This window comes from Nocardiopsis metallicus (assembly GCF_014201115.1).
Taxonomy (GTDB): domain Bacteria; phylum Actinomycetota; class Actinomycetes; order Streptosporangiales; family Streptosporangiaceae; genus Nocardiopsis; species Nocardiopsis metallicus.
Genome location: NZ_JACHDO010000001.1, coordinates 6,324,045 through 6,348,253 on the forward strand (window position 1 = coordinate 6,324,045; position 24,209 = coordinate 6,348,253).

Annotated in this window: 24 protein-coding genes and 2 pseudogenes; 14 read left to right on the top strand and 12 right to left on the bottom strand. The window is 68.8% G+C overall.

Translation table 11 applies throughout. From position 1 onward, the window contains the following. The first annotated feature begins 7 nt into the window (after nt 1-7). The 5 genes from HNR07_RS27825 to HNR07_RS27845 are packed head-to-tail and all read left to right on the top strand — an operon-like array spanning nt 8 to nt 5,854. On the top strand, nt 8-571 hold the full coding sequence (locus tag HNR07_RS27825; RefSeq protein ID WP_184368150.1) for an NADH-quinone oxidoreductase subunit J: 564 nt from the start codon (nt 8-10) through the stop codon (nt 569-571). Beyond that, a complete protein-coding gene (gene nuoK, locus HNR07_RS27830; RefSeq protein ID WP_246420529.1) occupies nt 568-975 on the top strand; it encodes an NADH-quinone oxidoreductase subunit NuoK in 408 nt (135 codons plus the stop codon). The genes HNR07_RS27825 and nuoK overlap by 4 nt, the downstream gene beginning before the upstream one ends. Further along, on the top strand, nt 972-2,933 hold the full coding sequence (locus HNR07_RS27835; RefSeq protein WP_184368154.1) for a proton-conducting transporter transmembrane domain-containing protein: 1,962 nt from the start codon (nt 972-974) through the stop codon (nt 2,931-2,933). Before nuoK ends, HNR07_RS27835 begins: the two co-directional genes overlap by 4 nt. Before the next feature lie 3 nt (nt 2,934-2,936). Next, a complete protein-coding gene (locus HNR07_RS27840; protein WP_184368157.1) occupies nt 2,937-4,448 on the top strand; it encodes a complex I subunit 4 family protein in 1,512 nt (503 codons plus the stop codon). Nucleotides 4,449-4,453: 5 nt separating this feature from the next. Further along, nucleotides 4,454-5,854, top strand: a complete 1,401-nt coding sequence (locus HNR07_RS27845; protein ID WP_184368160.1) for an NADH-quinone oxidoreductase subunit N — start codon at nt 4,454-4,456, stop codon at nt 5,852-5,854. A 156-nt stretch (nt 5,855-6,010) separates the two neighbouring features. Here HNR07_RS27845 and HNR07_RS27850 read toward each other — a convergent pair whose 3' ends face one another. Further along, nucleotides 6,011-6,574, bottom strand: a complete 564-nt coding sequence (locus HNR07_RS27850) for a transposase (RefSeq protein WP_246420530.1) — start codon at nt 6,572-6,574, stop codon at nt 6,011-6,013. Nucleotides 6,575-7,438: 864 nt separating this feature from the next. On the opposite strand from HNR07_RS27850, the gene HNR07_RS27855 reads away from it, so the two are divergent. Then, on the top strand, nt 7,439-8,191 hold the full coding sequence (locus HNR07_RS27855) for a DUF5131 family protein (protein WP_184368163.1): 753 nt from the start codon (nt 7,439-7,441) through the stop codon (nt 8,189-8,191). Here HNR07_RS27855 and tcmP read toward each other — a convergent pair. The 6 genes from tcmP to HNR07_RS27885 all read right to left on the bottom strand — a co-directional run bounded on the left by tcmP (nt 8,188) and on the right by HNR07_RS27885 (nt 14,995). Beyond that, nucleotides 8,188-9,348: a three-Cys-motif partner protein TcmP gene (tcmP, locus tag HNR07_RS27860; protein WP_184368166.1), complete on the bottom strand. Its 1,161-nt coding sequence runs from the start codon at nt 9,346-9,348 to the stop codon at nt 8,188-8,190. The two genes, HNR07_RS27855 and tcmP, sit on opposite strands and share 4 nt — an antisense overlap. Before the next feature lie 240 nt (nt 9,349-9,588). Further along, the gene (locus HNR07_RS27865) at nt 9,589-9,735 is read right to left on the bottom strand and encodes a hypothetical protein (RefSeq protein ID WP_184368169.1); all 147 of its coding nucleotides are present in this window, start codon (nt 9,733-9,735) and stop codon (nt 9,589-9,591) included. Nucleotides 9,736-10,081: 346 nt separating this feature from the next. Next, nucleotides 10,082-11,515: an NF041680 family putative transposase gene (locus HNR07_RS27870; RefSeq protein WP_184360963.1), complete on the bottom strand. Its 1,434-nt coding sequence runs from the start codon at nt 11,513-11,515 to the stop codon at nt 10,082-10,084. Between the two features lie 405 nt (nt 11,516-11,920). Next, nucleotides 11,921-13,246, bottom strand: coding sequence for an MFS transporter (locus HNR07_RS27875; protein WP_184368172.1), 1,326 nt, complete (start codon nt 13,244-13,246; stop codon nt 11,921-11,923). Beyond that, the gene (locus HNR07_RS27880; protein ID WP_184368175.1) at nt 13,243-14,397 is read right to left on the bottom strand and encodes a PLP-dependent cysteine synthase family protein; all 1,155 of its coding nucleotides are present in this window, start codon (nt 14,395-14,397) and stop codon (nt 13,243-13,245) included. The genes HNR07_RS27875 and HNR07_RS27880 overlap by 4 nt, the downstream gene beginning before the upstream one ends. A gap of 166 nt (nt 14,398-14,563) precedes the next feature. After that, nucleotides 14,564-14,995: a hypothetical protein gene (locus HNR07_RS27885; protein ID WP_184368178.1), complete on the bottom strand. Its 432-nt coding sequence runs from the start codon at nt 14,993-14,995 to the stop codon at nt 14,564-14,566. Between the two features lie 726 nt (nt 14,996-15,721). Here HNR07_RS27885 and HNR07_RS27890 point away from each other — a divergent pair. Beyond that, on the top strand, nt 15,722-16,312 hold the full coding sequence (locus HNR07_RS27890) for a DUF305 domain-containing protein (protein ID WP_184368181.1): 591 nt from the start codon (nt 15,722-15,724) through the stop codon (nt 16,310-16,312). A gap of 109 nt (nt 16,313-16,421) precedes the next feature. On the opposite strand, the gene HNR07_RS35245 is transcribed toward HNR07_RS27890, so the two are convergent. Next, nucleotides 16,422-16,781 (bottom strand): site-specific integrase, encoded by a 360-nt coding sequence (locus HNR07_RS35245; protein ID WP_312893995.1) that lies wholly within the window; start codon nt 16,779-16,781, stop codon nt 16,422-16,424. Nucleotides 16,782-17,077: 296 nt separating this feature from the next. Here HNR07_RS35245 and HNR07_RS27900 point away from each other — a divergent pair, with 296 nt between their 5' ends. Next, a complete protein-coding gene (locus HNR07_RS27900) occupies nt 17,078-17,365 on the top strand; it encodes a sulfurtransferase TusA family protein (RefSeq protein ID WP_184368184.1) in 288 nt (95 codons plus the stop codon). A gap of 13 nt (nt 17,366-17,378) precedes the next feature. On the opposite strand, the gene HNR07_RS35735 is transcribed toward HNR07_RS27900, so the two are convergent. The 3 genes from HNR07_RS35735 to HNR07_RS27915 form a co-directional block, all read right to left on the bottom strand. Continuing rightward, nucleotides 17,379-17,513, bottom strand: coding sequence for a hypothetical protein (locus tag HNR07_RS35735; protein WP_281387208.1), 135 nt, complete (start codon nt 17,511-17,513; stop codon nt 17,379-17,381). 181 nt (nt 17,514-17,694) lie between these two features. After that, entirely contained in the window at nt 17,695-18,099 is a 405-nt protein-coding gene (locus HNR07_RS27910) for a four-helix bundle copper-binding protein (RefSeq protein ID WP_184368188.1), read from the bottom strand. Nucleotides 18,100-18,305: 206 nt separating this feature from the next. Continuing rightward, on the bottom strand, nt 18,306-18,968 hold the full coding sequence (locus HNR07_RS27915) for a class I SAM-dependent methyltransferase (RefSeq protein WP_312893996.1): 663 nt from the start codon (nt 18,966-18,968) through the stop codon (nt 18,306-18,308). Between the two features lie 122 nt (nt 18,969-19,090). Between HNR07_RS27915 and HNR07_RS27920 the strand changes: the two genes are divergently transcribed. The 4 genes and pseudogenes from HNR07_RS27920 to HNR07_RS35970 all read left to right on the top strand — a co-directional run bounded on the left by HNR07_RS27920 (nt 19,091) and on the right by HNR07_RS35970 (nt 22,096). Beyond that, a complete protein-coding gene (locus tag HNR07_RS27920; RefSeq protein ID WP_184368193.1) occupies nt 19,091-19,732 on the top strand; it encodes an ArsR/SmtB family transcription factor in 642 nt (213 codons plus the stop codon). A 35-nt stretch (nt 19,733-19,767) separates the two neighbouring features. Then, the gene (locus tag HNR07_RS27925; protein WP_184368196.1) at nt 19,768-21,018 is read left to right on the top strand and encodes an MFS transporter; all 1,251 of its coding nucleotides are present in this window, start codon (nt 19,768-19,770) and stop codon (nt 21,016-21,018) included. A gap of 101 nt (nt 21,019-21,119) precedes the next feature. Further along, a pseudogene (locus tag HNR07_RS35965) lies at nt 21,120-21,368 on the top strand (MerR family transcriptional regulator); the annotation flags it as partial. A 329-nt stretch (nt 21,369-21,697) separates the two neighbouring features. Next, the gene (locus tag HNR07_RS35970) at nt 21,698-22,096 is read left to right on the top strand and encodes a hypothetical protein (protein WP_184373121.1); all 399 of its coding nucleotides are present in this window, start codon (nt 21,698-21,700) and stop codon (nt 22,094-22,096) included. A gap of 140 nt (nt 22,097-22,236) precedes the next feature. On the opposite strand, the pseudogene HNR07_RS36230 reads toward HNR07_RS35970, so the two are convergent. Further along, nucleotides 22,237-22,404, bottom strand: a pseudogene (locus HNR07_RS36230) (Tn3 family transposase); the annotation flags it as partial. A gap of 433 nt (nt 22,405-22,837) precedes the next feature. Between HNR07_RS36230 and HNR07_RS27950 the strand changes: the two are divergent. Both HNR07_RS27950 and HNR07_RS27955 read left to right on the top strand, forming a co-directional pair. Next, nucleotides 22,838-23,053 (top strand): hypothetical protein, encoded by a 216-nt coding sequence (locus HNR07_RS27950; protein ID WP_184368199.1) that lies wholly within the window; start codon nt 22,838-22,840, stop codon nt 23,051-23,053. A 55-nt stretch (nt 23,054-23,108) separates the two neighbouring features. Beyond that, on the top strand, nt 23,109-24,104 hold the full coding sequence (locus tag HNR07_RS27955; RefSeq protein WP_184368202.1) for an ATP-grasp domain-containing protein: 996 nt from the start codon (nt 23,109-23,111) through the stop codon (nt 24,102-24,104). Nucleotides 24,105-24,209: the final 105 nt, after the last annotated feature.

Here is a 24,209-nt window from a genome sequence, read left to right on the forward strand (position 1 = left end):
AGGAGGAATGGCCGAGACGGTCGTGTTCGCTGTCTGCGCCGTGGGCGCGGTGGCCTCGGGCGTCATGGTGTTCGTGGTGGACTCCATGGCCCGGGCGACCTTTGCCCTGCTGGCCTCGTTCGTCCTCACCGGGGTGGCGATCCTGCTGCTGGGGCTGTCCTACCTGGGCGTGCTGGTCATCCTCATGATGGTCATGGAGATGATGGTCATGGCCGTCTTCATGATCATGTACATGATGAACCCGGCGGGGCTCATGCCGATGACCATGGTGCACAACAAGGTCGGCTCCCTGGCGGTGGCGATCGGCGCGTTCGCCGTCCTCGCCACGGGTGTGTTCCTCGTGCCCTGGCCCGAGCGAGGTGGCACGCCCCCCGCGGATCCCACACTGGCGCTCGGTGAGGCGGTCATGGGCGAGTACATGCTCGTCATGATGCTCGTCGGACTGCTGCTGTTCGCGACCATGGTGGCGGCCACCGTGCTCACCACCCACCGGGGCCGCTACGACCGCTACGGCGACGACCTGCGGCGCGAGCGCCCCGACGACCCGATCGGCGGGGGGCTGGGCCGATGATGCTGGAGACCTACCTTCTCCTGGCCGCCGCCCTGTTCTCGGTGGGGTTGTTCGGCGCGCTCAGCCAGCAGTCCGTCGTCATGGTGATGATGGGCCTGGAGTTGATGGTCAACGCCGTCATCGTCGCCGCGGCGACTTTTTGGCTCCACACATCGCCCGAGCGGACCGACGGCCAGGTCCTGGTCCTGGTCGCGGTCACGGCGATGGCCGTGGAGATGGCGATGGGCTTCGCGGTCACCACCGCCATCTTCCGCGCGCGCGACGTCGACATGGTCGACATGGCCGCCGACCTTGCCGATCACAGCGGCCCCGTCGACCACAGCAACCACAGCAACCACGGACACCATGGGGACGGCGGGGGTCACGAGCACCACGGTCACCACGGGGACGGTGACGACCGGTGACGGCGGTCCTGTGGGTACTGGTGGGCCTGCCCGCCGCGGTGGGCGCGGTCCTGCTGGTGTCGGGACGACGCGCCGACCCGGCCGCCGCGCCCTGCGCCGTCGCCGCCACGGCCCTGACACTGGTGGCGGCCGTCATCGCGGCGGCGACCCGTCCGAGTACGTCCGTGCCGATGCTCCAGGGCGTTCCCGCGCGGTTGGCCGTGGACGGACTGTCGGCCGTCGCGGTGATCACCGTCGCCGCCGTCGCCACGGCGGTCGTGCTCTTCGCCTCCGCCGATATGGGGGAGGGGGAGGCGCGCGGCCGCTTCTTCGGCCTCATGCTGCTCTTCACCGGGGCGATGCTCGTCACCGTCACCGCCACCGACCTGTTGACGCTGCTCATGGCGTGGGAGGTCATGGGCGCACTCTCCTACGCCCTCATCGGCTACTGGTGGCGGGAAGCCCACCGCGTCCGCTCGGCGACGCTGGCCTTCCTCACCACACGGACCGCCGACCTGGGCCTGTACCTGGCCGCCGGAGCGGCTCTGGCCGGGGGCGCCGAGGCGCTCCAGCTCTCCGCCCTGGCCTCCCTGGAGGACGGATGGCGGGACGCGGCGGTGGCGGGGGTGATCGTCGCCGCGCTGGGCAAGTCCGCGCAGCTGCCGTTCAGCTTCTGGCTCTCGCACGCGATGGCGGGCCCCAGCCCGGTCTCGGCCCTGCTCCACTCGGCCACGATGGTCGCGGCTGGCGGCTACCTGCTCGTGCGGACCGCACCGGCGATCGCAGCCACCGGATCAGCGGGACCGTTCCTGGCCTGGACCGGAGCGGTCACCGCGATCCTGCTCGGTGCGGTCGCCCTGACCCAGTCAGACCTGAAACAGCTGCTCGCGGCCTCCACCTGCTCCCAGATCGGATTCATCGTCCTGGCGGCGGGTGTGGGCGGCATCGCGGGAGGAGCCCTGCAGTTCACCGCGCACGCCGCGGCCAAGAGCCTGCTCTTCCTGTGCGCCGGGGCCTGGCTGGCGTCGTCGGGAACACAGGACCTGGGGCGGCTGCGGGGCGCGGCGCGGCGTCGCCCGCTGGTGGGAGCGGTGTTCACGGTCGGGGCAATGGCCATCGCGGGACTGCCACCGCTGGGGATATGGGTGGCCAAGGACGAGGTGTTGGCGGCGGCACTGGCGGCCTCTCCCGCCCTGTACGCCGCTGGCCTGGTGGCAGCGGCGGTCAGCGCTGCCTACGCCGCGAAGGCACTGGCCCTCGTATGGACGGTCGACTCCTCCCCTGAGGAGGGACGACCCGAGGGAGACCACAGCGTCACCGCGTCGGCGTCGCCTTCCGAGCGGTCCGCGCTGCTCGCTCTGGCTGTCGCCGCCGCGGGACTCGGGATGTTCGCCCTCCCGCCGCTGGCGCGGTGGTGGCGCACGCTGCTGGGAGCTGCGGGCGAACCGGAGCCTTCGATGTGGGAGATGGCGGTGTCGGGCCTTCTGAGCACCGCGGTGGTCGTCGGCGTCTGGCTGGTGTACGCGCGCGGTGCCACACGGGTCACGGCCGGAGCTCTGCCGGGCAGGCAGTGGCTGGGCGACTGGCTCGGGCTGGAACGCCTGGTGGACAACGGTGTCGTCCGGCCGACCATGGCACTGGCGCGGAGCCTGGCCGCCTTCGACGACCGCGTGGTCGCCGGCGGCGTCGGAGCCGCCGCCCGGTCCGCGGCCGCGCTGTCACGGGGACTGGCCGTCTTCGACGACCGTTCGGTGGCGGGTGGGGTGCGCGCCGTCGCGGAACTGGGTGTGTCAACGGCCGAAGCGGCTCGCACCCGCGTGGAGATCGCGGTGGACCGCGCGGTGGGAGCGGTCGCAGCGGGTGCACGGTCCGCCGCCTCCTGGGCCCTGCGCCCGCAGACCGGTCTCGTGCACCAGTACTACGCCCAAGCGGTCGTCGCGCTCGCCGTGCTGGCCGCCCTCTTCCTCCTGGTGAGGTGATCCGTGCTCTCGATCGTCGTGTTCCTGCCCCTGCTCGCGGGGTTGGCCCTGCTCGTCGTGCCGCGTCCGCGCGACACCGCCGTAGCGTGGACGTGGGTCACGGTCGCCTCCCTGGACCTCGTGCTCGTCCTCGGCCTGTGGGTGAACTACCCGACCGCCACAGGCTCGGCGGAGGGCGCGATGGGCGCCTTCGCCTATGAGACGCACCTGCGCTGGATCCCCAGCGTCGGAGCGGGCTACCACGTCGGCGTCGACGGGTTCTCCCTGCCCCTGCTGGCGATGACCGCGGTGCTCTTCCTGGCGTGCGCGGTCCACTCCCTGCGCCAGCGGCGGCGCACCCGTGCCCACGCCGTCCTCTTCCTCTTCCTCCAGACGGTCTCGATGGGCCTGTTCAGCGCCCTGGACCTGCTGCTGTTCTTCGTCTTCTTCGACCTGTCCATCGTGGGGATGTACTTCGTCATCGCCGGATGGGGGCACGGCCGGGCGACCCGCTCGGCGACGCAGTTCTTCCTCTACACCTTCCTCGGATCCCTGGCGCTGCTGCTGGGCTTCATCGGCCTGTACGTGGCCGCCGACCCCCACACCTTCGACATGGTGGAACTGACCCGTCAGAGTCCCCTGGAGGGACAGGAGTTCGCCGGAGGGCTGGTGCTGCTCGCCATCGGGATCGGCCTGGCCGTCAAGACGCCCACCGTCCCCTTCCACACCTGGCTGCCTCCCGCGCACACCGACGCCCCCGCGGTCGGGTCGGCGATCCTGGCGGGTGTGCTGCTGAAGATGGGCGCCTACGGGTTCGTGCGCATCGCGATTCCGATCCTCCCCGGGGCCTGGAGCGAGTACGCGATGGTCGTCGTGGTCGTCGGTGTGGCCTCGGTCCTGTACGGGGCGCTGGTGGCGCTGGCCCAGACCGACTTCAAGCGCATGGTCGCCTACACCTCCGTCACCCACATGGGCTACATCCTCCTGGGGCTGGGCGCGGCCGGACTCGCCACGGGCGGGCAGGCCGGTGCGGCGGCGCTCGCGATCACCGGCGGTGTCACGCAGATGGTCAGCCACGGGCTGCTCACGGGTGCGTTGTTCCTGCTGGCCGGGGTGCTCCACGACCGGGGCGACACCTACGACATGGGCTCCTACGGCGGTCTGGCCGCGAAGGCCCCCCTCTTCGCCGCCCTGGCCGCCGTCGCGTTCTTCGGCTCCCTGGGGCTGCCGGGCCTGTCCGGGTTCATCGCCGAGTTCCAGATCTTCGCGGGCAGCCTCGGCCCGGTTCCGGTGCCCACGGCACTGGCGCTGCTGGGCATCCTCGTCACCGCCGCCCTGTTCCTGCGGGCCCTGCAACGACTCTTCCTGGGCGGCCCCGGGCCGCGCACGGCTCAGGTCAGCGACCTGTCCGTCCGTGAGAGCGCCGCGATCGCGCCGCTCCTGGCCCTGTCCGTGGCCATCGGTCTCCTCCCGCACTTCCTGCTCGACCGCATCGAACCCGCGGCCCGGACCCTGGCCGCCCTGGTGGCCGGGTGAACGGTATGGGGGAGATGAACCTGGCCGCTCTGCTGCCCGAGATGATCCTGGCGCTCGCCGCGGTGGGGGCGCTCTTGCTCGGGAGCTGGACGCCCCGCGAGCGACAGTGGATCGTACGGTTGTTCGCGGCCGTCGCCCTCCTCATCGGGCTGGCGGCCACGCTCCTGGCCGCGGCGGGAGCGTCGGGGCCGACTTCCGGCGTCTACACGGTGGACACCGCCACGCACGCGGTACGCGCCGCCGTGCTGGTGGGCACCCTGGCCACGGTCCTGCTCGCCGCCGACGCCTTCGCCGACCACCCGCGCGAGTCGGAGTTCTACGTCCTGCTGCTGCTCGGCGCCCTGGGCACGGTGGCGCTGGCGGGCGCCACCGACCTACTGGTGCTCGCCGTGGCCTACCTCCTGGCGAGCATCCCGCTCTACGCGCTGGTCGGTTTCGCCAAGGACGGCCCTGGCACCGAGGCCGCCCTGAAGTTCTACCTGATGGGCGCCCTGGCGGGGATCCTGCTGCTCACCGGTGCCGCCCTGCTGCTCGGCGCGGGCGGCACGACCGGCTACGCCGGACTCGCGGACGCCCTCCCCGGAGCGCCCCGTGCCCTGGTGGCCGTCGGTGTCGTCGCGGTGCTGGCGGGGCTGCTGTTCAAGGCCGGGGGAGTGCCCCTGCACTTCTGGGTGCCCGACGTGACCCAGGGCGCCCCGGCGTCGGTCGCCGCCTTCGTCACCACCGTGCCCAAGATCGGCGCGCTGGTCGCCCTGTACCGGTTGGGGGACCAGCTCCTGGTCGGGACCGCCCTGGACTGGGCCTTGCTGGCCGGGCTCCTGGCCGCGGCGTCGATGACCCTGGGCAACCTGGGCGCCTTCTTCCAGACGGACGCGCGGCGCCTGCTGGCCTACTCCACCGTCAGCCAGGTCGGCTACCTGCTGATGGCGGCGGCCGCGGTGGGCGGACGCGCCGGGCTGGCCGAGCCGGGATTGCTGTTCTACCTGGGCGCCTACCTGGCGGCCAACATCGGGGCCTTCGCGGTCGTGTGCGCGCTCCGGGCCCGGACGCTGGAGGAGCACACCGGTCTCTTCCGCCGCCACCCCTGGCTCGCGCTGAGCCTGGTCGTGTGCCTGCTCAGCCTCGTGGGTACCCCGCCCACGGCGGTGTTCGTCGGCAAGCTCGCCCTCTTCACCGCGGCCCTGGACGCGGACCTGGGCTGGCTCATGGTGCTGGCCGCCGCCAACACCGTGGCCAGCCTCTTCTACTACCTGCGCTGGATTCTGCCGCTGTTCCGCCGGGAGGCGCGGTCGGAGGCGGAATGGGCCCGGCCTCCGGGGCGGTGGAGCACGGGAACCGCGATCGCCGCGGCGGCGGTCTCCCTCGGGCTGGGCCTCACCGCGGGGCCGGTCCTCGCACTGCTGTGAACCGGGCTCCGTGGTCGGTACACCTGATATGTGGGGGCTTTTTGTCAAGAGCACAGCGCTGACCAGCAGCGACAGGTGAGTACCCGTCATCGCTGGTCTCCTTGCTGGGCGTCCCCTGGCCTTCTTCGACAGATGCCGTTCCCTCGCGCTAAGGACTCACTCCTCCACCACGGCCAGGGCCCAGCGCTGGTGCAGGCGGTGGTTGCCCGCATGGCCCCGGGCCACGGCCGCTGCCGGTGCCCGCTCCCACCGCTGGCGCATCTCCCGCGTGGGCCGGCGGTAGGGGCGGCGGTGGTGCCAGGCGGCCTCCACCAGCAGCCGCCGCACATGGGTGTTGCCGGTCTTGGTGATCGGCCCCAGTACACGGCGCTGGCCTGAGGAGCGCTCGCTGGGCACCAGCCCCACATACGCGCCGATGCTGGAACCGGTGAAGCGGTGCCAGTCGCCGATCTCGGTGGCCGGCCCGAACGCGGTGATGGCGGAGATCCCGCGCAGGCACCGCAGCCGGTCCACGACCGGTGCCCACTCGCCTTCGGCGGCCTGTCGGGTGATGGCCTGGTCCAGGCGGTCCCGCACCAGCAGGACCTGCTCGTGGGCGGCTTCGAGGGCCGCCTGCAGGGCCGGTTCAGTGAACCGTTGGCGGGCGATCCAGTCGTGGTGGGCCCAGGTCCAGGTGTTCTTGCCTTCCCACTCAACCGTGTCCTGAGAACGAACGGTCAAGGATCTCCTGAGACCACACATTGACACGGCTGATCGAGCTTTATTCGCGGTGACTTCGAAGACACACCGGAGGTATTCGACGCGACGGTTGTCGACAACAAGAGCCACCAGAGCTAGCTTCATGTCGTATCTGCGCCGAGTCCCCATGTTTCAAACAGAGACTCCTAGGCTGAGGATGCATCCGAACCTGTCGTGCCGCCCAGTGTCCAAGTGGATGCATGGAAGTGGGCGCTGAAGAACCGCAGGGGGATGGAAGGCCCCCCACTGGAAAGGAGATCGGCAGTGCTTTCGGGCGTAAGGAGCGGTGGGGCCGTCTCATCAAGAGGTGGGGCGAAGCAGGGCGCTTCGGTCAGGAAACCGTGGAAGGAGCGCCCGAGACAGTGTCCGTCAGTTCGCGCTAGCAGAGCGTTCCCTTTCTTCGGCGGGGACAGCCTGCTGGGGCTGTGGATACCTTCGCACCCCACGGGTAGCCTGACACGTCTGAGCTCCAGCAACGTGGACGGTCCTTCCGGGCCGTGGATACAGCATTTGAACTGGGTAAATGCAGTCGGGTGTGACGATCTCGGTGAAGCGCACGGGTGGATCATGCATTGGTGGGTGTTTTCGTACTTGGCAGCCTCCCGACGACCGCATCGGTTTCCTTGGGTGAGGTCCCACCGATCTGCACGAGCATCTCATCCGAAAAAGGACGAGGGCGGCTGACCTGAGACCGCTTTACGGGGCCTGAGCGTCGGTGCCAGCTGGCATGCTCATCACGGCCGCCAGGGAGCATGATCACATGTGACTAGTGGGACGGGGGTGGTTCGCTTCACGGCTTCGTCTGGTTGCCGATACGCTCATCACCGAGACGAGAGGAGTGACGTTGTGGCCACGAACAGCGGGATCGAATGGACCGAGGTAACGTGGAACCCAGTCACTGGTTGTGATCAGGTTGCGGCTGGTTGTGATAATTGTTATGCGCTCGCACTTGCGAAGCGCCTCCAGGCTATGGGTGCGGAGAAGTACCAGAACGATGGTGACCCCCGGACGTCGGGACCCGGCTTCGGGGTTACGACTCATCCTCGCGCGCTCGGTCAGCCGCTGCGGTGGCGTACGCCCAAGGTCGTGTTCGTGAACTCGATGAGTGATCTGTTCCACGCCAGGGTCCCGCTCGACTTCATCCGTGACATATTCGACGTGATTCGCGAGACTCCGCAGCATACCTACCAAGTGCTGACCAAGCGTGCTCTTCGGATGACGAGGGTGGCCGAAAAGCTCGAGTGGCCCGAAAACCTTTGGATGGGCGTGTCTGTGGAGTCGTTCGATGTTGTGGATCGGGTCGACCGTCTCCGCGATGTCCCGGCCGCAAAGCGGTTCTTGTCGTGCGAACCGCTCATCACGGCCCTGCCTGCGCTGAATCTCGACGGCATCGACTGGGTCATCGCGGGTGGCGAGTCGGGGCCACGGGCACGGGCCATGGATCCAGCCTGGGTGGAGGACATTCGCGATCAGTGCATCGATGCCGACGTGGCGTTCTTTTTCAAACAGTGGGGCGGTCGGACACCGAAGGCGAACGGTCGGGAACTCGACGGGCGCACCTGGGACGACATGCCGGAGCTTGCTGTCGCGTCAGCTTAGTCTGTGACCGTGGCACCGCGAATGACGTGCTGGTGCGGTTTGCGGCCCCGAAGCACATACTCAATCTCAGCTGGTTCTTTCACCAATGCACGAAGAGCAGCTGTGAACGCGGTTTCCTTCGCCTCACCATAGAGATCGCCGTAGACCTCCTTGACGTGTCTGACGACCTCTCTTCGCTGCCCATTCGCAGTCAGGCAGCGTAGATTGTCGGTGATGTGCTCGATCGCCTTAGTGTGCTCGCGCTCAACCTGCTCGGCCACGGTGTCCCAGAGCATGGTCTCTGCTTCGTCAGGATCCGGCCCTAGGAACCTGAGCCACTTCTCGCGCGCCTTGGAGGCGGCGTCGCCGAACACCCAGAACCCATGCGGGCTCTTGGTAAGGAAGATCAGGTAGTAGACCGGTTGGTGGTGAACCTGCCGTCGTACCGGCGCGACGACGAATCCGTATTCGGTGCCCGCCACCAGACGCCGTGCATACTCGAGCGCGACTGTCTCCGCGGCTGGCCCCCACCCCTGTCCGCCAGAGGCCTCATGGGCCCGCAGTGCCACATCGCGCCACCATGTGCCGCCGCACACGGCATCTGCTTTCTCGACACCGCCGAGGTTCAGCTGGCCCTTCTTCAGTTGCCCTGCGGCCCGACGGATCAGATCGGCGCTGAAGTTCAATAGCATCTCAGTCGCTGGCCGCATGCCACGTTCATAGAGGACATGCTTGAGCGAGTCCATAGGGAGCACGGCTCCACAGGGATCGAGGAACACGAACAGGCTGGCCCCGGCAGCCAGCCGCAGCGCGTCATCGAGGCGGTCCCCGCAGTCGCCATGGTGACTGTCGATGTGGATGCCGCGGGCGCGATATTCGTCGGCAACCTTGTCGAGAGTCTCGTACTCCCCGCGGGCCTGTTCCACCAGGAGCAGATCGATCTGTGTTCTCGCCTTGGCCTTCTGAGCGGCGATCATCATGTGCTCGGCTGACCCCGGTTGGCCTGAGTCGAAGCGCCCCCGGCCAGCGAATCCATCGAAGAGCACCGACCGCTTCGGAGTCAGTCCGCTGGCCGTCATCGTTGCGAATCTGATGATGTACTGCTCGAGGAGTCCGTGCTTGTAGACCGACTGCGGTTTGGGGCTGTCCAGCAGCCCGGCGTCTGTTCCTCTAGGCATCGGCCACGACCTCTAGACGTCCCACATCTTGCGGTAGCCAGCGGCGCAGAACATGGCGCCTCACTGCGGCCGTCTCGCCGCCCTTGCTCCACGGTGTTCTGTGGCAAGTGTTGGCGTTGCTCGATCCAGTTGTCACGCTCACTCCTGTTCACCAGGATCGCACCGCCGGGGGCGGGGCACGTCGTGCATAGCATCGTATCGAAAAGCGCAGACCTCTGGTTTTGTTCGTGAGCGCGGGTTCTAGTGCAGTTGTAGCGCTAGAAGGTTCACATTGCGCGCCTCGTGAATCCACCCGTCCAGGGGGCAGTCGTCCCGCTGGGTGAGGATCTGCGCGAAGGACCGCACATGACCCGCCGAGGCGTCCAGCTTGGGGTACTGCTCGCCCACGTGCTTCAGACGTAAGTGTTCCTCCTCGTCTAATTGGACCTCGGGCGGACTCATGATTCATCCCGTCACCTCGCGTGCCCGTGGCGGCTTCCGTCCTGGGGCTGGGCCCGGGGCGTTTGGTGGATCCCATGCCCAGGTGACGTTGGATCGAACAGTGGCTGTGCCCCTTGGAGAGCGGGGAGCAGGTCGTGGACGGTGGTACGGGTCTCCCTGCCACGATCGGCGAACCGATGCCCGGAAGGCCAGGGCGAGGCCGATACCTTCCCGATGTCCGCAGGGAGGCGTACGTGTCCTGTTGCGCGAACGCTCGGAGCAGTTTCGACTCCGACTTCCTCTAGCTTGGCGTTTAACCTGCTTGCTTGGCTCCGGGGTGCCCCGTAGTGCCCGTTTTGTTCTTCTTGGGAACCCCGTATCGGGGAGCTGGACGCTTGTTCTGGCTCCCCACCGGACGCCCCGGACCAGGCCCGCAGGATTTCGGTGCACCCACACACACCGGCAGGTCAGCGCGAATGTACCGAAACCCCCGACGCACCCGCGCCGGACTCATCCGGTCCGCTTCCACCAGCCGATGCCAGGGCAATCTGACCTGACGCGCCAACAACCGGGCCAGACGTAGCTGGGTATAGGCCACCACGACCAGCCAGGACCACCGGTCCGCCGATCGCGGGTCCCGTAGCCGGGGTGCGTTCCACCCCAACGACTGTTTGAGGAAGCGGAAGGTGTGCTCGATGTCGAACCGGCGCAAATAAGCCCACCACATCTGACTGACCTGCTCTGAGCGCATGCCGGTGGCTGAGGACCACAACCACAACGGTTTGGGATCGCGCCGCGAGGGCAAAGCCTGCACCTGCAACAACACCAGGGTGCCCTCGATCACCGGTAGCTCACCGGGGTGCTCGGCCCAGGCTGAGCGGTGGGTCAGCCGGGGATGCATCCGATCCCAGGAGCGCGCGGTGGCACTGCCGTAGCGGCGGGTGGCAGCGGTGGTCACCGTCTCCGGCTCGGGCCAGGTATCGGGGGCGGCCATCCGTAGGGCAGCCCCGTGTTTGGGCGGGCGCCCGTTGGCTGAGATCGGTCGGTGCTCGGCTGGGCCGTAGAGCACCCGGTTGGAGGGCAACCGGCCCACCACCTGAACGGGCAGATCAGCGAGCAGATAGGCCAGACGAGGACTGTCATAGCCCGCGTCAACCACCACCACAATGTCGGGATCGCCCTGCTGGTGGTGTTCAGCCCTGATCAATCGGGCGATCAGCTGGCGGACTTGGTGGGCGGTGACGGTGGTGGGGTCCTCGTCACTGTGCAGGCGGCGCAGGTCCAGGGGCGCGGTCCAGGAGGTGGAGCCCTCTTCCAGTGCGACGATCATGGAGTAGGGCCAGCCCGGGACCATCTCGGCCTGGCCGGTGCCGCGCCCGTAGGTGTGGCACCAGGCCCGGTCAGGGCTGGTCCAGGCGTCCGGGCGCAGCCAGGGGGAGACATCGCAGGCCAACACGATGCGCCCGTGGAAGCGGGGCAGGGGCAGCGAGGCCAGGATCGATCGCAGTTGGGTGGTGTCGATGCTTCCGTGGGCCAGGGCGGCGTAGGCCGAGCCGTGGCCGCGGTGGTGTTCGGGCTCCAGGGAGAGTTGTGCCAGGTGGCGCACGGGGGTCGGGGTGCTGACCAGGGCTTCGCAGACCTCGAAGAGGGCGTCAGCACGTGTGGTCAGGCAGGCGTGGAACTGGGAGCGGAATCGGGCCAATGTCGACAGTGGCTCGACAGGGGTGTGCTGGTGCAGCAGACTCATGGTGACGGCCTTCGTTGTGATCAGGTGTGTTCGTGGTTGAAGCACATGATCACGCGAAGGCCGTTGTGCTGTCCGGGAAACAACGAAGCCCGTGACCGGGACGGTATCCGGTCACGGGCTCGAGGTTAAACGCCAAGCTAGGGCGAGTTCCCCAGGCGTGGGACGAGCGGCGGCTGCCCATGCGCCACCTGCCCCGCGCGGAGGCGCTCGACGTGTACCGCGTCTGGCGTGAGCTCAGCGAGGACGACGGGAGGCCGCGGCGACTGAACTGGTCCCTTCGATGTCGGGTGTTCGCGGCGGTTGCCTTGGCCCGGGCTCTCGGGCGGATCCACTTTCCAGCCGTCGTCGGGGCGTCCGCGCCGTTGTGAGGCCGCGGTGCGGTTCGACGCACCGCGGCCCTGTTCGTCACCTCGCCTGAGCGGCAGGAGAACCTGTGGGCGGTGCCGTGTTCGTGATTCCACCGGGCCTGCCGATGATGGCCAGGCTCACCGAGCCCACCGCGCCGAGTGCGGCCAGGGTGAGCCAGGGTGCGATCGCGGCGATCGGTGCGTCGAGTCCCAGGACGGCCCCGATCGCGAGGTTGCCCAGAGTGATGGCGATGCCCGAGACGGTGTTGTACAGGCCGTAGTGGGTGGCGACCAGCCTGTCCCCGGACAGGCGGACCACGGTGTCCATCTCGAAGGGGTAGACGAGGGCGCCGCCGAGCCCGAGGAGGGCCGCGGTGAGAAGGGCGGGTGCCACCACGAGGGCCGCCGCGAGCGGGGGCGCTTCCGTCATGTCCCGTAGTGCGTCGGCGAGCGGCGGTGTGGCCAGGACGGGCAGGAACGCCACGGCCATGACCGCGAGGCCGCGCGGCAGCGCCTGCGCGGCGTCCCATCGGCGTTTGGCCCAGTCGGTGAGGCGGACCTGACAGGTGATGGCCACCAGCGCTGAGACCGCGAACAGGGCGGCTACCGCGATGTTGCCGCTGCCCTCACCGAACCCCGCTGTCTCGACGGTGTCCTGCACTGTGAGCGGGAGCGCCAGGTAGACCTGGAAGTTCAGGACGTAGGAGCCAGCCATCGCGACGGTGAAGACGACGAATCCGCGGTTGGTCACCACGGTGCGCCAGTCGCCCAGGACGCCGATGACACCGGCCCGCTGACCGGTCGCCGGAGCGCGTCGGGCGGGCAGCGCGCGGGCCTGGAGCACCGTCAGGGCCAGGAACAGCGCCGCGGCGACGCTGGCCACGACCGTGAAGTCGACGGCGATGAGGGCCATGCCGATGAGCGGGCCGATGAGGATGCCGGTCTGGTAGAAGACGTTGAACAGGGCGAAGGCCTCCACACGCTGGTCCCCCGCGTCGGCGGCGAGGTAAGCGCGCACCGCCGGGTTGAACAGCGCGCCGGCGAAGCCGGTCGCGGCCGAGGCGAGCAGCAGTACCGGGAGGGAGTCGGCGAAGCCGAGCGCTGCGAAGCCCACCGTGCGCAGGGTGCAGCCGGCCAGGATCGCGGGTTTGTAGCCGAACCGGTCGGCGATGCTGCCGCCGATGAGGAACATGCCCTGCTGGGTGAGGTTGCGCATCCCCAGGACGAGCCCGACCGACCAGGCGGCCATGCCGATGTTGTCGGAGAGGTGGAAGGCGAGGTAGGGCATGAGCATGTAGAAGCCGGTGTTGATGGTCAGCTGGTTGACCATCAACAGCTTCACGCTGCGGTCGAATCCCCGCAGGCGCCGCCAGGTCCGGATCATCGCCGGACCTCCCCGGCTCCGGCGAAGGTGGTGGACGCGCCCTCACGGGGGTCGTGGACCTGTGTGCAGCGGGTCCAGCGGGTCACGACGCGTTCACCGGGCTCGGCGATCTCGCCGGGTGCGCGCAGGAGCGGCTGGTCCAGGAGACCGCGCTCGGAGCAGTACTCGTCGTTGAAGACGGTGTCGAAGTAGCGCTGCGGGCCGTCGGGGAAGATCGCGATGATGCGTTCGGTCGCCGGGCTGGTGCGGGAGAGCCAGCGGGCCACCGTGGCCACCGCCCCGACGCTCCAGCCGCCGCTCGCGTAGTGGGACGAGGCGAGTGTGCGGCTGGTCCGCACGGCCTGGGCCGGGTCGACCCAGTGCACTTCGTCGAAGGTCCCGTAGTCGACGTTGCGCGGATGGATGCTGCTGCCCAGACCCCGCATGATACGGGGAAGGGCCGGCTGGCCGAAGATGGTGGAGCCGATGGTGTCGACGCCCACGACGCGCAGGTACGGGAAGAACTCGCGCAGGGTGCGTGAGACGCCCGCGGAGTGGCCTCCGGTGCCGACCGTGACCACGAGCGTGTCGATCCGCCCCACCTGGGCGATCAGCTCGTGGGCGAGCGGGGCGTAGGCCGCCACGTTGTCGGGGTTGTTGTACTGGTCGGGGCAGAAAGCGGTGGGATCGTCGGCGAGCAGTTCGCCGACCCTGTCCCGTCGGGCCTGCTGCCAGCCCCCGGTGGGATGCGGTTCGGTGACGGTGTGCACGACGGCGCCGTAGGCGGCGAGCAGCCGCGCCATCAGCGGTTCCATCCCCGGGTCGGTGACCAGCTCCACGGGGTGGCCATAGGTGATGCCGGCGAGGGCGAGCCCGAGCCCGAGTGTGCCGCTGGTGGATTCGACGATGGTGGCACCGGGTGCGAGTTCTCCCCGCTCGCGGGCCCGCTCGACCATGTACAGCGCGGTTCGATCCTTGATGCCGCCCGGGTTGTGGCCTTCGAGTTTGGCCCAGAAACCCTGCTGTGGGCCGCAGAACGGTGTACCGATCCAAAGTAGGGGCGTGTTCCCCACGACTCCGGCGGGGGTGTGCTGCGGCATGGTGGGCGGGATGGCCAGTAGCTGTCCGGGGCTGGTTCCGGGCATGACTTCGCCAAGGGTGTTGGTCCGCATGGGTCTCTCTCGACTCACCGTGTCCGCTCGGGACACGTCGGCTACCGCGCCGCGCCTCTTCGGCGCGGTGCGTCAGGGAGCCCGTGCGGAGGAGGACTCCTGCGCACGGGGTGAAGGCTGGTCCCGTGGCGGCGGGTGGTTCACGCCGCGACGGGAGAGAGATCTTCTAGATCCGCCACACGCACAGGGCGAGCAGGAGTGGGGCCGCGTTGCGCCGGCGGGGGCGCCTTCTCCGTGCCGCGGGTCGGATGTAGGCGGGAGGGCGGCCGGCCCATGGTGCGATGAGGACCGCGAGACCGACGGCGAGCAGCAGGGACAGCAGCGTTGGAGCCGAACCGCGCGGATCCGCGCTCGCGACCGCCGCATCGGCGCATTCGTGCGTCCCACCGGTCAGATGCACGTGGGGTGTCGCGGCGGGATCGGAGCCCGCCAGCGGCTGGGCGGTCGTGGCGGTCGCGGTCGGGGTCGAGGATCCGAGGGCGGACTCGGATGCTTCCGCCGCGTGTCCGGCGGAACATAGCACGTGGAACAGGACACCGACGATCAGCAACAGGGCCGTCAGGCCGTGCCGCTTCAGTGACGTCGTCGTTACTCCCACGGCACGCAGCCTACCCAAGGTAACGAGTGTGTTTCGCAAAAGTCACGGTCAGGGCTCTTGTGAAGTGGATCACGTGTCCAGCGTCAGTGAACCTGATCCATCGACAGGTAGTTGACCTACTGCGTCAGCCGTTTTGACGCGCAGGTTGAAACCGGCTGTGCCAGCCACACTGCACAGGAATCACAGAAACTACCGGCCTCAGCTCCGGGGCAGGCTGGTGCGGGTCCGGTCATCGTCGATGGGCAGGGCGTAGCGACGGGTGGTGTTGAGTCGGCTTGGCCCAGCTGCTCGGCCACGAACACGACGTCGACCAGTTCAGTGGTGAAGTCGCCGCGGCTACGCACGAGGTCGTACCGAAGAGTCCTCCGTCGTCCGAGGGGTCGGCCCCACCGTGGCACCGAGGGCGCTCACGACGGCGTCGGGCCGGTACTCGTTCTGGGTGGTCGCCCAAACCGTCGGCTGGTTGAGGGCGGTCAGCACTTGCCGGCCCAGGGCCGTCACCGGTAATCGCGCTCGTGGTGTTGGCATCGTAGCCGGTGTGGCGGGACAGAACAGCGGCGGTGATCGGTGCCACATCGTCGCCTGCACCACGCGGTCCTCGGCGTTGAGCGGGAGCCCCCAGTCGCCACGGCCCGTTTCGGCGTCACCGGACAAGGATAGAAGCGTTAGATGGCGGGGGCGCGTGTGGACCCCTTCCGCTGATGACGACGGAACGGAGACCCATTCATGGCGGAGAACGCCGAGGGGAACGAGCACCAGCAGGGTGGCGGTCTGTCGCACCAGACCAAGATGTACCTGCGCTTTGCAGCCATGATCTTGACCGCCATGGTCGTCATGTACTGGACCATGTTCGCTGGCACGTGGGAGTGGAGCCACGTGCGGTGGAGCGAGAGCCGCCTGTTCATGACACTCACCATGGGTGGCGCCATGGGGCTGATCATGCTCGCGTGGATGCTCAACATGTACAAGAACATGAAGGGCAACATCGCCATCGTGGTGGCGAGTCTCCTGCTGCTGGGCGGCGGCGTGTTCCTCGACCGCAGCCAGACCACGGTGCAGGACACCGCCTGGATGAGCTCGATGATCCCGCACCACTCGCTGGCCATCACCCGGTCCGAGCGCGCCGAGATCACCGACGTCCGGGTGTGCCGACTGGCCGTCGAGATCATCGCGGCCCAGGAGCGGGAGATCAGCGAGATGGAGTGGCTGATCAAGGACATCGAGGAGAACGGAGAGGCCGAGACGCCCGAGGAGGCGCAGGCCCGACCCATCCCCGATTTCGGGGCATCCCCGCTGCGTGAGTGCCCGTCGGACTGACTTGGGCAATACTGCTGAGCGTCTGGGTCCGTGCAGCAGGGTCATGGGTCTTGATAGTTTTCGCGGAAGATCTAGCGCTTGGCGTTCAGTTCTCCGTGACACCTGCCGCTCAGTCGTCGGTGGGGTTCGGGGCGACTGCCACCTCCATGTCGGCCTCGGTGGGTAGCGCGTGGCGCCGGGTGGTGTTCAGCCGCTTGTGCCCCATCGACTGCGCCACGGTCGTCACGTCCATCCCCGAGCGGGTCAGGTCGGTGCCGAAGATGTGCCGCAGAACGTGCGGTCCGAAAGGTTCGCCGTCGTCCGAGGGGCTGCCCCTCGCTACGGTCCCGAGGGCGCACACCATCGCGTTGATGGTCCAGGTGGACAGCCGTCCACCGTCGTGGTTGCGGGTCAGCGGCCCCGAGGTGGGGCGGCCGAGTCCGTCCAGGAGCGCCTCGATCGAGGCGCGAACCTGGGTGTGTAGGGGCACGATTCCGTCCTTGCCGACCAACCTGTCCTTGCCTCGGACGCGCACGCTGCCCTTGTGGGCCGAGATCCGGATATGGGCCGGGTCCAGGCCAGGGCGGCGATCTCGGCGATGCGCAGACCGGCGTAGTAGGCCAGGTGGCAGATGGCCCGGTCCCGGGCCACGGTGCGCAGGAATCACAAGAGCGTGCGCTGGTCCAGGGCCTGGAGAGCGCTGGGGCAGGCCAGGTGCTCGCGCACCACGTCCGGCCGCCCCGAACAGCGTAAGGGGAAGAAGGCACCGATGACAGGACCAGGCCCATGAACGACGTCGAGGAAGAACCTGTGGTGGTCGACGGCGGCGACCGCTCGTGTGTGCGATTGCTGCTCGAACTGCGCGACCGTGTGCAGGAGCTGCCGCCCGGCACTGTGGTGCACCTTTTCGCTTCCGACCCCGCCGCGCCGCTGGACCTGCCCGCCTGGTGCCACCTGACCGGCCACACCTACCTGGGACCGGCCCGGGGCTATGGTCGGCCCGCCTACGGACTCCGGGTCACGCAGGCGCCGCGCACGACCCGGCCCGACGCCCCCTGGCACCCCGCTTCCTGAAGGGAAGCAGGGCTCAGCGCAGCACCGGCTTGGTCTGGGTGATGCGCCACAGGCGCTGCGGCAACTCGCCCTCCTCCAAGGGTGCGACCTCGCCCAGGGTCCATCCCCGGGCGAGTGCGTCGACCAGGGCGCGGTTGAAGAAGTGCACGAGGTGATGACAGCAGTGTCGGTGTGGACGGTGGACCGGATACAGCCGCATCCACCGTCCACATGACCGCCGGAACCACGTCCTGGTGCACGACGGGCCGTCTCAGGTCACGTTTCGATTGTCTGCGGACGCCGCGAGCGGGCAGGTGCGCGTCTGTGGCAGGCTGCCGGCTCCGGCTGGGTCACAGGGAGTCGATCAGGTCCTGGCACGCACGCTCGCAGCGGCGGCAGGCCTCCGCGCACACGTGGCAGTGCCCGTGCTCGGAGGCGTGCGCGTCGCATTCGTCGGCGCAGGCCTTGCAGGCCTGGACACAGGCCTGGAGCACCGCACGGGTCAGGTTGGCGTCATAACCCGTGTGGCGGGACAGCACCTTCCCCGTCGTCTCGCACTGGTCGGCGCAGTCCAGGTTGGTGCGGATGCACTTGGTGAGCTCCGCGACCTGGTCCTCGCTCAGGCAGGCGTCCGCGCAGGCGGTGCACGCCTGGGCGCACTCGTAGCAGGCCTCGATACAGGCTCGGAGTTTCTCGCGGTCCACTCCGCCCAGGTCCTTGGGGTAGGTGTCGAGCATCTGGCTGGCCACACTCATGGAGATCTCCTTGTGTCGGATGGAGGGTTCAGGCCCTGGACGCCGCTCGTGTCCACGTCGTCGCGGCCAGGGTCTCCGGTGGCTGGTGGAGAAGCCAATCACCCCGCCGGGCGGTACACGGTCGACGAGGGTAAATTTCTGCCCGAGCCGCGCACGACCCGGCCCGCCGCCCCTGGCACCCCGCTTCCTGAAGTTCAGGCTTGTGCTCAGCGCAGCGGGCGCTTGACCTGGGTGATGCGCCACAGGCGCCGGGGCAGCTCGCCCTCTTCGAAGGGTTCGACCCCGAGGAGGTCCCATCCGTCGGCGAGGTCGTTGACCAGGGCGCGGTCGAAGAAGTGCACGGCGAACCCGCCGTGCTCGAAGATGTCGTCGCCGTGCGAGGTCCCGGTCTCGTAGTGGGCATCACCCGTGTGGCGCACCGTGTACACCAACGCGCCACCAGGGCGCAGGACGCGGCCGATCTCGTTCATGAGCGCGTGGATCTGCGTGGTGGTCAGGGCCATGCACAGCAGCATGTGCGCGAAGACCCCGTCCACGGAAGCATCGGCCAGGGGCAGGGGCGTGCGGGCGTCGTGCAGATGGGTCACCACGCGAACCGCCACCCCTTGTTCCTCGGCGGTGCGGGTGAGCTGGTCCAGGGCGGTGGCGCTGAAGTCGGCGGCATGGACCTGAAGCCCTTGGGCGGCCAGCCACAGGGTGTCACGCCCGTGCCCCGAACCCAGCTCCAACACCTCCCGGGCACCGCGGGCGGTGAACACCTCCAGCGCGTGCCGGGCGGGCTTTGACGGTTCGGCGCCGTACATGTGCGGGTTGCGGTCGTAGACGTCCTGCCAGTGCTCGCGCTGGGACGCGCCCAGATCGGTGCCCACGTCCGCCTCCTTCGGTAGGGGTGCGCAGCGGCGGCTCGGGATGGGAGCAGCGCACTCCCCTTCGGCCTCACCTTGCGCATACGATCTATTCCAAAGATACATGGAACTATGGAGCTACTGGAATGAGCAAGACCGATCTGTACGACGCCATCGCCCGCACCGGCAAGGCCCTGGCCCACGGCAAACGCCTGGAGATCGTCGAACTGCTGGCCCAGGGAGAACGCCCCGTGCAGGACCTGGCCCGCACAGTGGAGCTGAAGCTGTCCACCGCCTCGGCCCACCTTCAGGTACTGCGCCAGGCCGGACTGGTCACCGCCCGGGCCGAGGGCACCAAGATCTTCTACCGGCTGGCCGGCGACGACGTCGCCACTCTGATGTCGGTGCTGTGCCGCGTGGCCGACACCCACCAGGCCGAGGTCGAAGCCGCCCGCCGCGCCTACCTCGACCACGACGACATCCGCCTGGTGGGGCGCGAGGAACTGCTGTCCTCGGCCGCCCACGGCACCGCCCTGGTCCTGGACGTGCGCCCGAGCCAGGAGTACGAGGCCGGACACCTGCCCGGCGCGGTGTCCATCCCGCTGGAGGAGCTGGCCGACCGGCTGGACGAGATCCCCGCCGACACCGAAGTCGTGGCCTACTGCCGGGGCCGCTACTGCGTGCTCTCCTACGACGCCGTGCGCCTCCTGCGCGCCCACGGCCGCGACGCCGCCCTACTGGACGAGGGCGTCCTGGAGTGGCGCTCGGACGGCCTGGTCACCCCCTGACCACCCCCGCCCGCTCCTATGACAAGGCCTTCTCCATGACCACCACCGCCCTTGCACCGCACCCCGCCCAACGACGCGTGCTGACCGTGCTGGTCACCGCCCAGGTCCTCAGCGGGGCCGGACTCGCCGCGGGCGTCACCGTGGGCGCCCTGCTGGCCCAGGACATGCTCGGCGGCGCGGGCTGGGCCGGACTGCCCAGCGCTCTGTTCACCATCGGTTCGGCCGCCGCCGCGGCCCTGATCGGGCGCACCTCCCAACGCCTGGGACGACGCACCGGCCTGGCCGCCGGATACGCCGCGGGCGCACTGGGAGCCGTGGGCGTGGTCGCCGCCGCCACACTCGGCAGCGTCGTGCTGCTGTTCGCCTCCCTGTTCGTCTACGGGGCGGGAACCGCCACCAACCTCCAGGCCCGCTACGCCGGAGCCGACCTGGCCACCCCCCCCCAGCACCGTGGCCGGGCCCTGAGCACGGTGATGGTGGCCACCACCCTGGGCGCGGTCGTGGGCCCCAATCTGGTCACCCAACTGGGCGACCTGGCCCGCGCGATGGGTATCCCGGTGCTGGCCGGACCCTTCCTGTTGGCAGCGGCGGCCTACGCCTCGGCCGGGCTGGTCCTGTGGCTGCTGCTGCGCCCCGACCCGCTCACCACCGCCCGCGCCGAAGCAGCCCTCCCTCAACCCACCGCAGCGACCACACCAGGTTCTGCCGCCATCGCCGCGAACACGCGGATGCTGGTGCTGGGTGCCGCCGTCATGGTCCTGTCCCAGCTCGTCATGGTCGCGATCATGAACATGACCCCCGTCCACATGACCGGCCACGGACACTCCGTCGGCGCGGCCGGGCTGGTCATCGCCGTCCACGTGGCGGCAATGTTCTTGCCCTCCCCGCTCAGCGGCTTCCTGGTCGACCGCCTGGGCCGCCTGCCCGTGGCCGCCGCCTCTGGGGTGACACTGCTGGCCGCCGGGCTGCTGGCCGCCCTGGCCCCGCCCCACTCGGTGGGACTGCTGGCCCTGGCCCTGGCCCTACTGGGCCTGGGATGGAGCTTCGGAATCGTCTCGGGCACCGCGATCGTCACCGACGCCGTCCCGCTGGCCACCCGCGCCAAGACCCAAGGAACGGTGGATGTGGCCATCGCCGTGGCCGGAGCGGGCGGAGGCCTGGCCTCAGGGCTGGTCGTGGCCGCCGGAAGCTACGCCGTGCTGTCCCTGACCGGCGGGGTGCTCGCCCTGGCGGTCCTGCCCGCCATCGTCTGGACCGCGCGCCCTGGGATCGCGTCACATAGCTGACCGCGGCGCGGAAAGGCCTCCGCGCCCGGCTCCGCAGTGCATCACCTTCCGGGCTTGACCTTCGAGTCGACTCGAAGGTCTACCGTGGGCGCATGGTGTTGATGCGGGTCTCCGAACCAGCCGAACGCTCCGGCGTGGCGGCCACCACCCTGCGCTACTACGAGGAGCGAGGGCTGCTCCCGGCCCAGCGCTCCCCGGCCGGGTACCGCCTCTACGACGAGCGCGCCCTGGACCGGCTCACCTTCATCACCACCGCCAAACGCCTGGGCCTGGACCTGGAGGAGACCGGAGAGCTGACCGCCCTGTGGGCGGACCACCCCTGCGCGCGCGTCAAGGAAGCCCTCACCCCGCGCCTGGAGCAGCGCCTGGAGCTGGCCCGGGTCCGGGCCGTCGAACTAGCGGACTTCCAAACCCTGCTGCGCACCGCCCACACCCGCCTGCAGCAGTTGCCCGACCGCGATGCCCCTTGTGATCCAGGGTGCGCGTTCCTGGCCGACCTGGCACCCCCGGCCCGGGCGGGCCACCCGCGCGCCCTGCCCATGGCCCAGAACGGCGGTGCGACCTGCCTGCTGGAGACAGGCGAGCACGAACGCCGCCTGGACGCCTGGCGCGCGCTGCTCACGGAGGCCGTCCCGGCTCCGCGCGCCTGTCGGCGACCTACTCCCACATCAGCGAACCCGTGCTCAAAGAGCAGTACGAGAGGGTCATCGCGGCCGGAGGCCAGGTCGCCGGCCCCGCCGCCGAAGCCCTGCTCACCGGGCAACTCGATACCGAAACCGTCGATTGGCTCAAGACCAACTTCTTCAAGACCGAACTCGCACTCGGCCACTGCTTGCGCGCACCGGCCGAGGGCCCCTGCGAGTGCGATCTCTACCTGCGCTGCTCGAAGTTCTTCACCACCAGCGAGTACGCGCCCCGCCTCCGTGCTCGCCTCGCAGTCGAGCAGCAGCTCATCCAGGACGCCACCGAACGCGGTTGGCCACGCGAGGTCGAGCGGCACACCGCCATATCCGGTCGCATCTGCGACCTTCTCACCGAGCTCGGCGAGGCGACCGAACCGGAACAGCCCACGACCTGAATTGACGCCACGCTCGACCAACTCGATCGGGTCCACGAACACCGTGGACCTGTGACATAACGAGTTCGCATCCTGTCCGGATAAAAGTTGATGTGGTCGAAGTCCAGCGGGGACAGCCGCGCGCACATCTGATCCGTGGCGGGGAACCCGTCGGCCCTCAGCCGGGTGACGGCGGCGTCGATGTAGAGCGCGTTCCACCACACCACGGCGTTGAGCACCAGCCCCAGGGCACCGAGCTGGTCCTCCAGCCCCTGGCGGTAGCGCTGCTTGAGTGCGCCGCAGTTGCCGAGGCAGATCTTGCGGTCCAGCTGGTGGCGGGAGTCGGAGACGTTGAACTGGGCGCAACATCATGCGCCGGTCGGGCTCATTCTTCTTCCCGGGTCTGGGGGCACAACGGCCTCTACGTCGGCAACGGAATGATGGTGTACGCCCCCAGCAGCGGCAAGACCGTCTCCGAGGTGCGGCTCGCTGACTACTGGGCACAGCACTTCGTCGGTGCCCGACCCCCCTGACAGCGTCGCGCTGACCGGTGCTGAATTCTCCTGGCCAGGCCTGCGAGGCTCACTGCTGAGGAGCACGGGACCGGCGTCGGCCTGAACAAGGTGTTGCCGATGCTTGGAAAGGGCGCCGGGCGCTTCGCCCGACGCCCTTTCCACTTCGCACTTCTGCGTCGCTGGTCACACGTGGGGTGGCACATCACCATGAGAGGAGCCACGCTGTTCAGCGCCGACCCGAGTACGTGTGCGTGACTACCGTTCCATCCACGACAGCGGCGACATCGGGATCGAACCGCGCAAGACGCTCCTCGTCGGTGTCGACGAAACCGGGATCGCCGTGCTCACGGTGCTCCAGCAGATCAAGGCTCCCGAAGACGTCGAGGTGTGGAGCGCGCCGCCGACACGTTTTCTCGGTGGCGGGGAATGGCCAGGTCCGGCCGGGGTCCGGGGAACGGGCTAGTCTACCACTATTGTAGTAGTTGATGATGCGAACGCAGTTGCGGGGGAGCAGGGCTATGCAGAGCGACAGAGTGAGCATCCTGGTTACCGCTGCCGGGGCAGAGGGCACAGCTGGGAAGATCCTGGGGCTGCGCGAGGCGGGCTACAGGGTGGTCGCAGCGGATATCGACCGTAGGGCGGCGGGCCTCTACCTCGCGGACCAGGCATACGTGGTTCCCCATGGGCACAGCCCCGACTTCGCTCCTGAGATCCTCCGCATCTGCGCACTGGAAGGGATAAGGGCGATCGTGCCGTTGGTCGACGAGGAACTGGTCACGGTGTGGGCCCTCGCTGATCACGGTGTGCAGATCCTGTTGCCCCGTGCGGAGATCGTGGCTCGCTGCCTGGACAAGCTGACACTCATGGAACTTCTGGATGAGTCGGGTGTGCCCGTGCCGAGGACACGCCTGGCCACGTCCGGACGCGACGGCATGGACTTCCCGGTCATCGTGAAGCCGCGGTGGGGACGGGGGAGCAGAGGCGTGTTCGTCGCCCACGACGCAGCCGAACTCGCACTGGCCCTGAACTGCAGCGGGGATGAGCCCGGCCGCGTCATCGTGCAGGAATACGTCGAGGGGCCGGAGTACTCCGCCTCCGTCGTCCTCTGGCGCGACCGTCGCGTCCAGGCCGTCGTGCCGAAGGAGGTGGTCCTCAAAGAGGGTTCCTCGCGTTACGCGATCAGCCGCCACCACCCCGCCGTCACTGAGGTGTGTGTCAAGGCCGCGCACGTGCTCACCGCCGACGGCCCCCTGAACGTCCAGACGCGTGTGGACGCCTCGGGCACACCGCGCGTGTTCGAGATTAATCCGCGCTTCTCCGGAAGTTCCACTCTCACCGCGGCTGCGGGCGTGGACGAGATCGGCGGACTGCTGGGCCAGGCTCTCGATGATGATGGGAGCACCCTTCACGACACGTGGCGCGACGGTGTCACCATGATCCGGCACTCGGCGGAGACCTTCGTCGCCGAATCTGATTTCGCCCAGCGCCGCCGGTCACTCCGCTGGTGCGGCTAGGCCATGGCCACTGTCCGTCCTCGCCCGAGGGCTCCCACCAGTGTCCGCACCGCTCTCGCGCCGATGTCGCGTCCCCGGAGATACTGGACGAAGGCGAGAACCAGG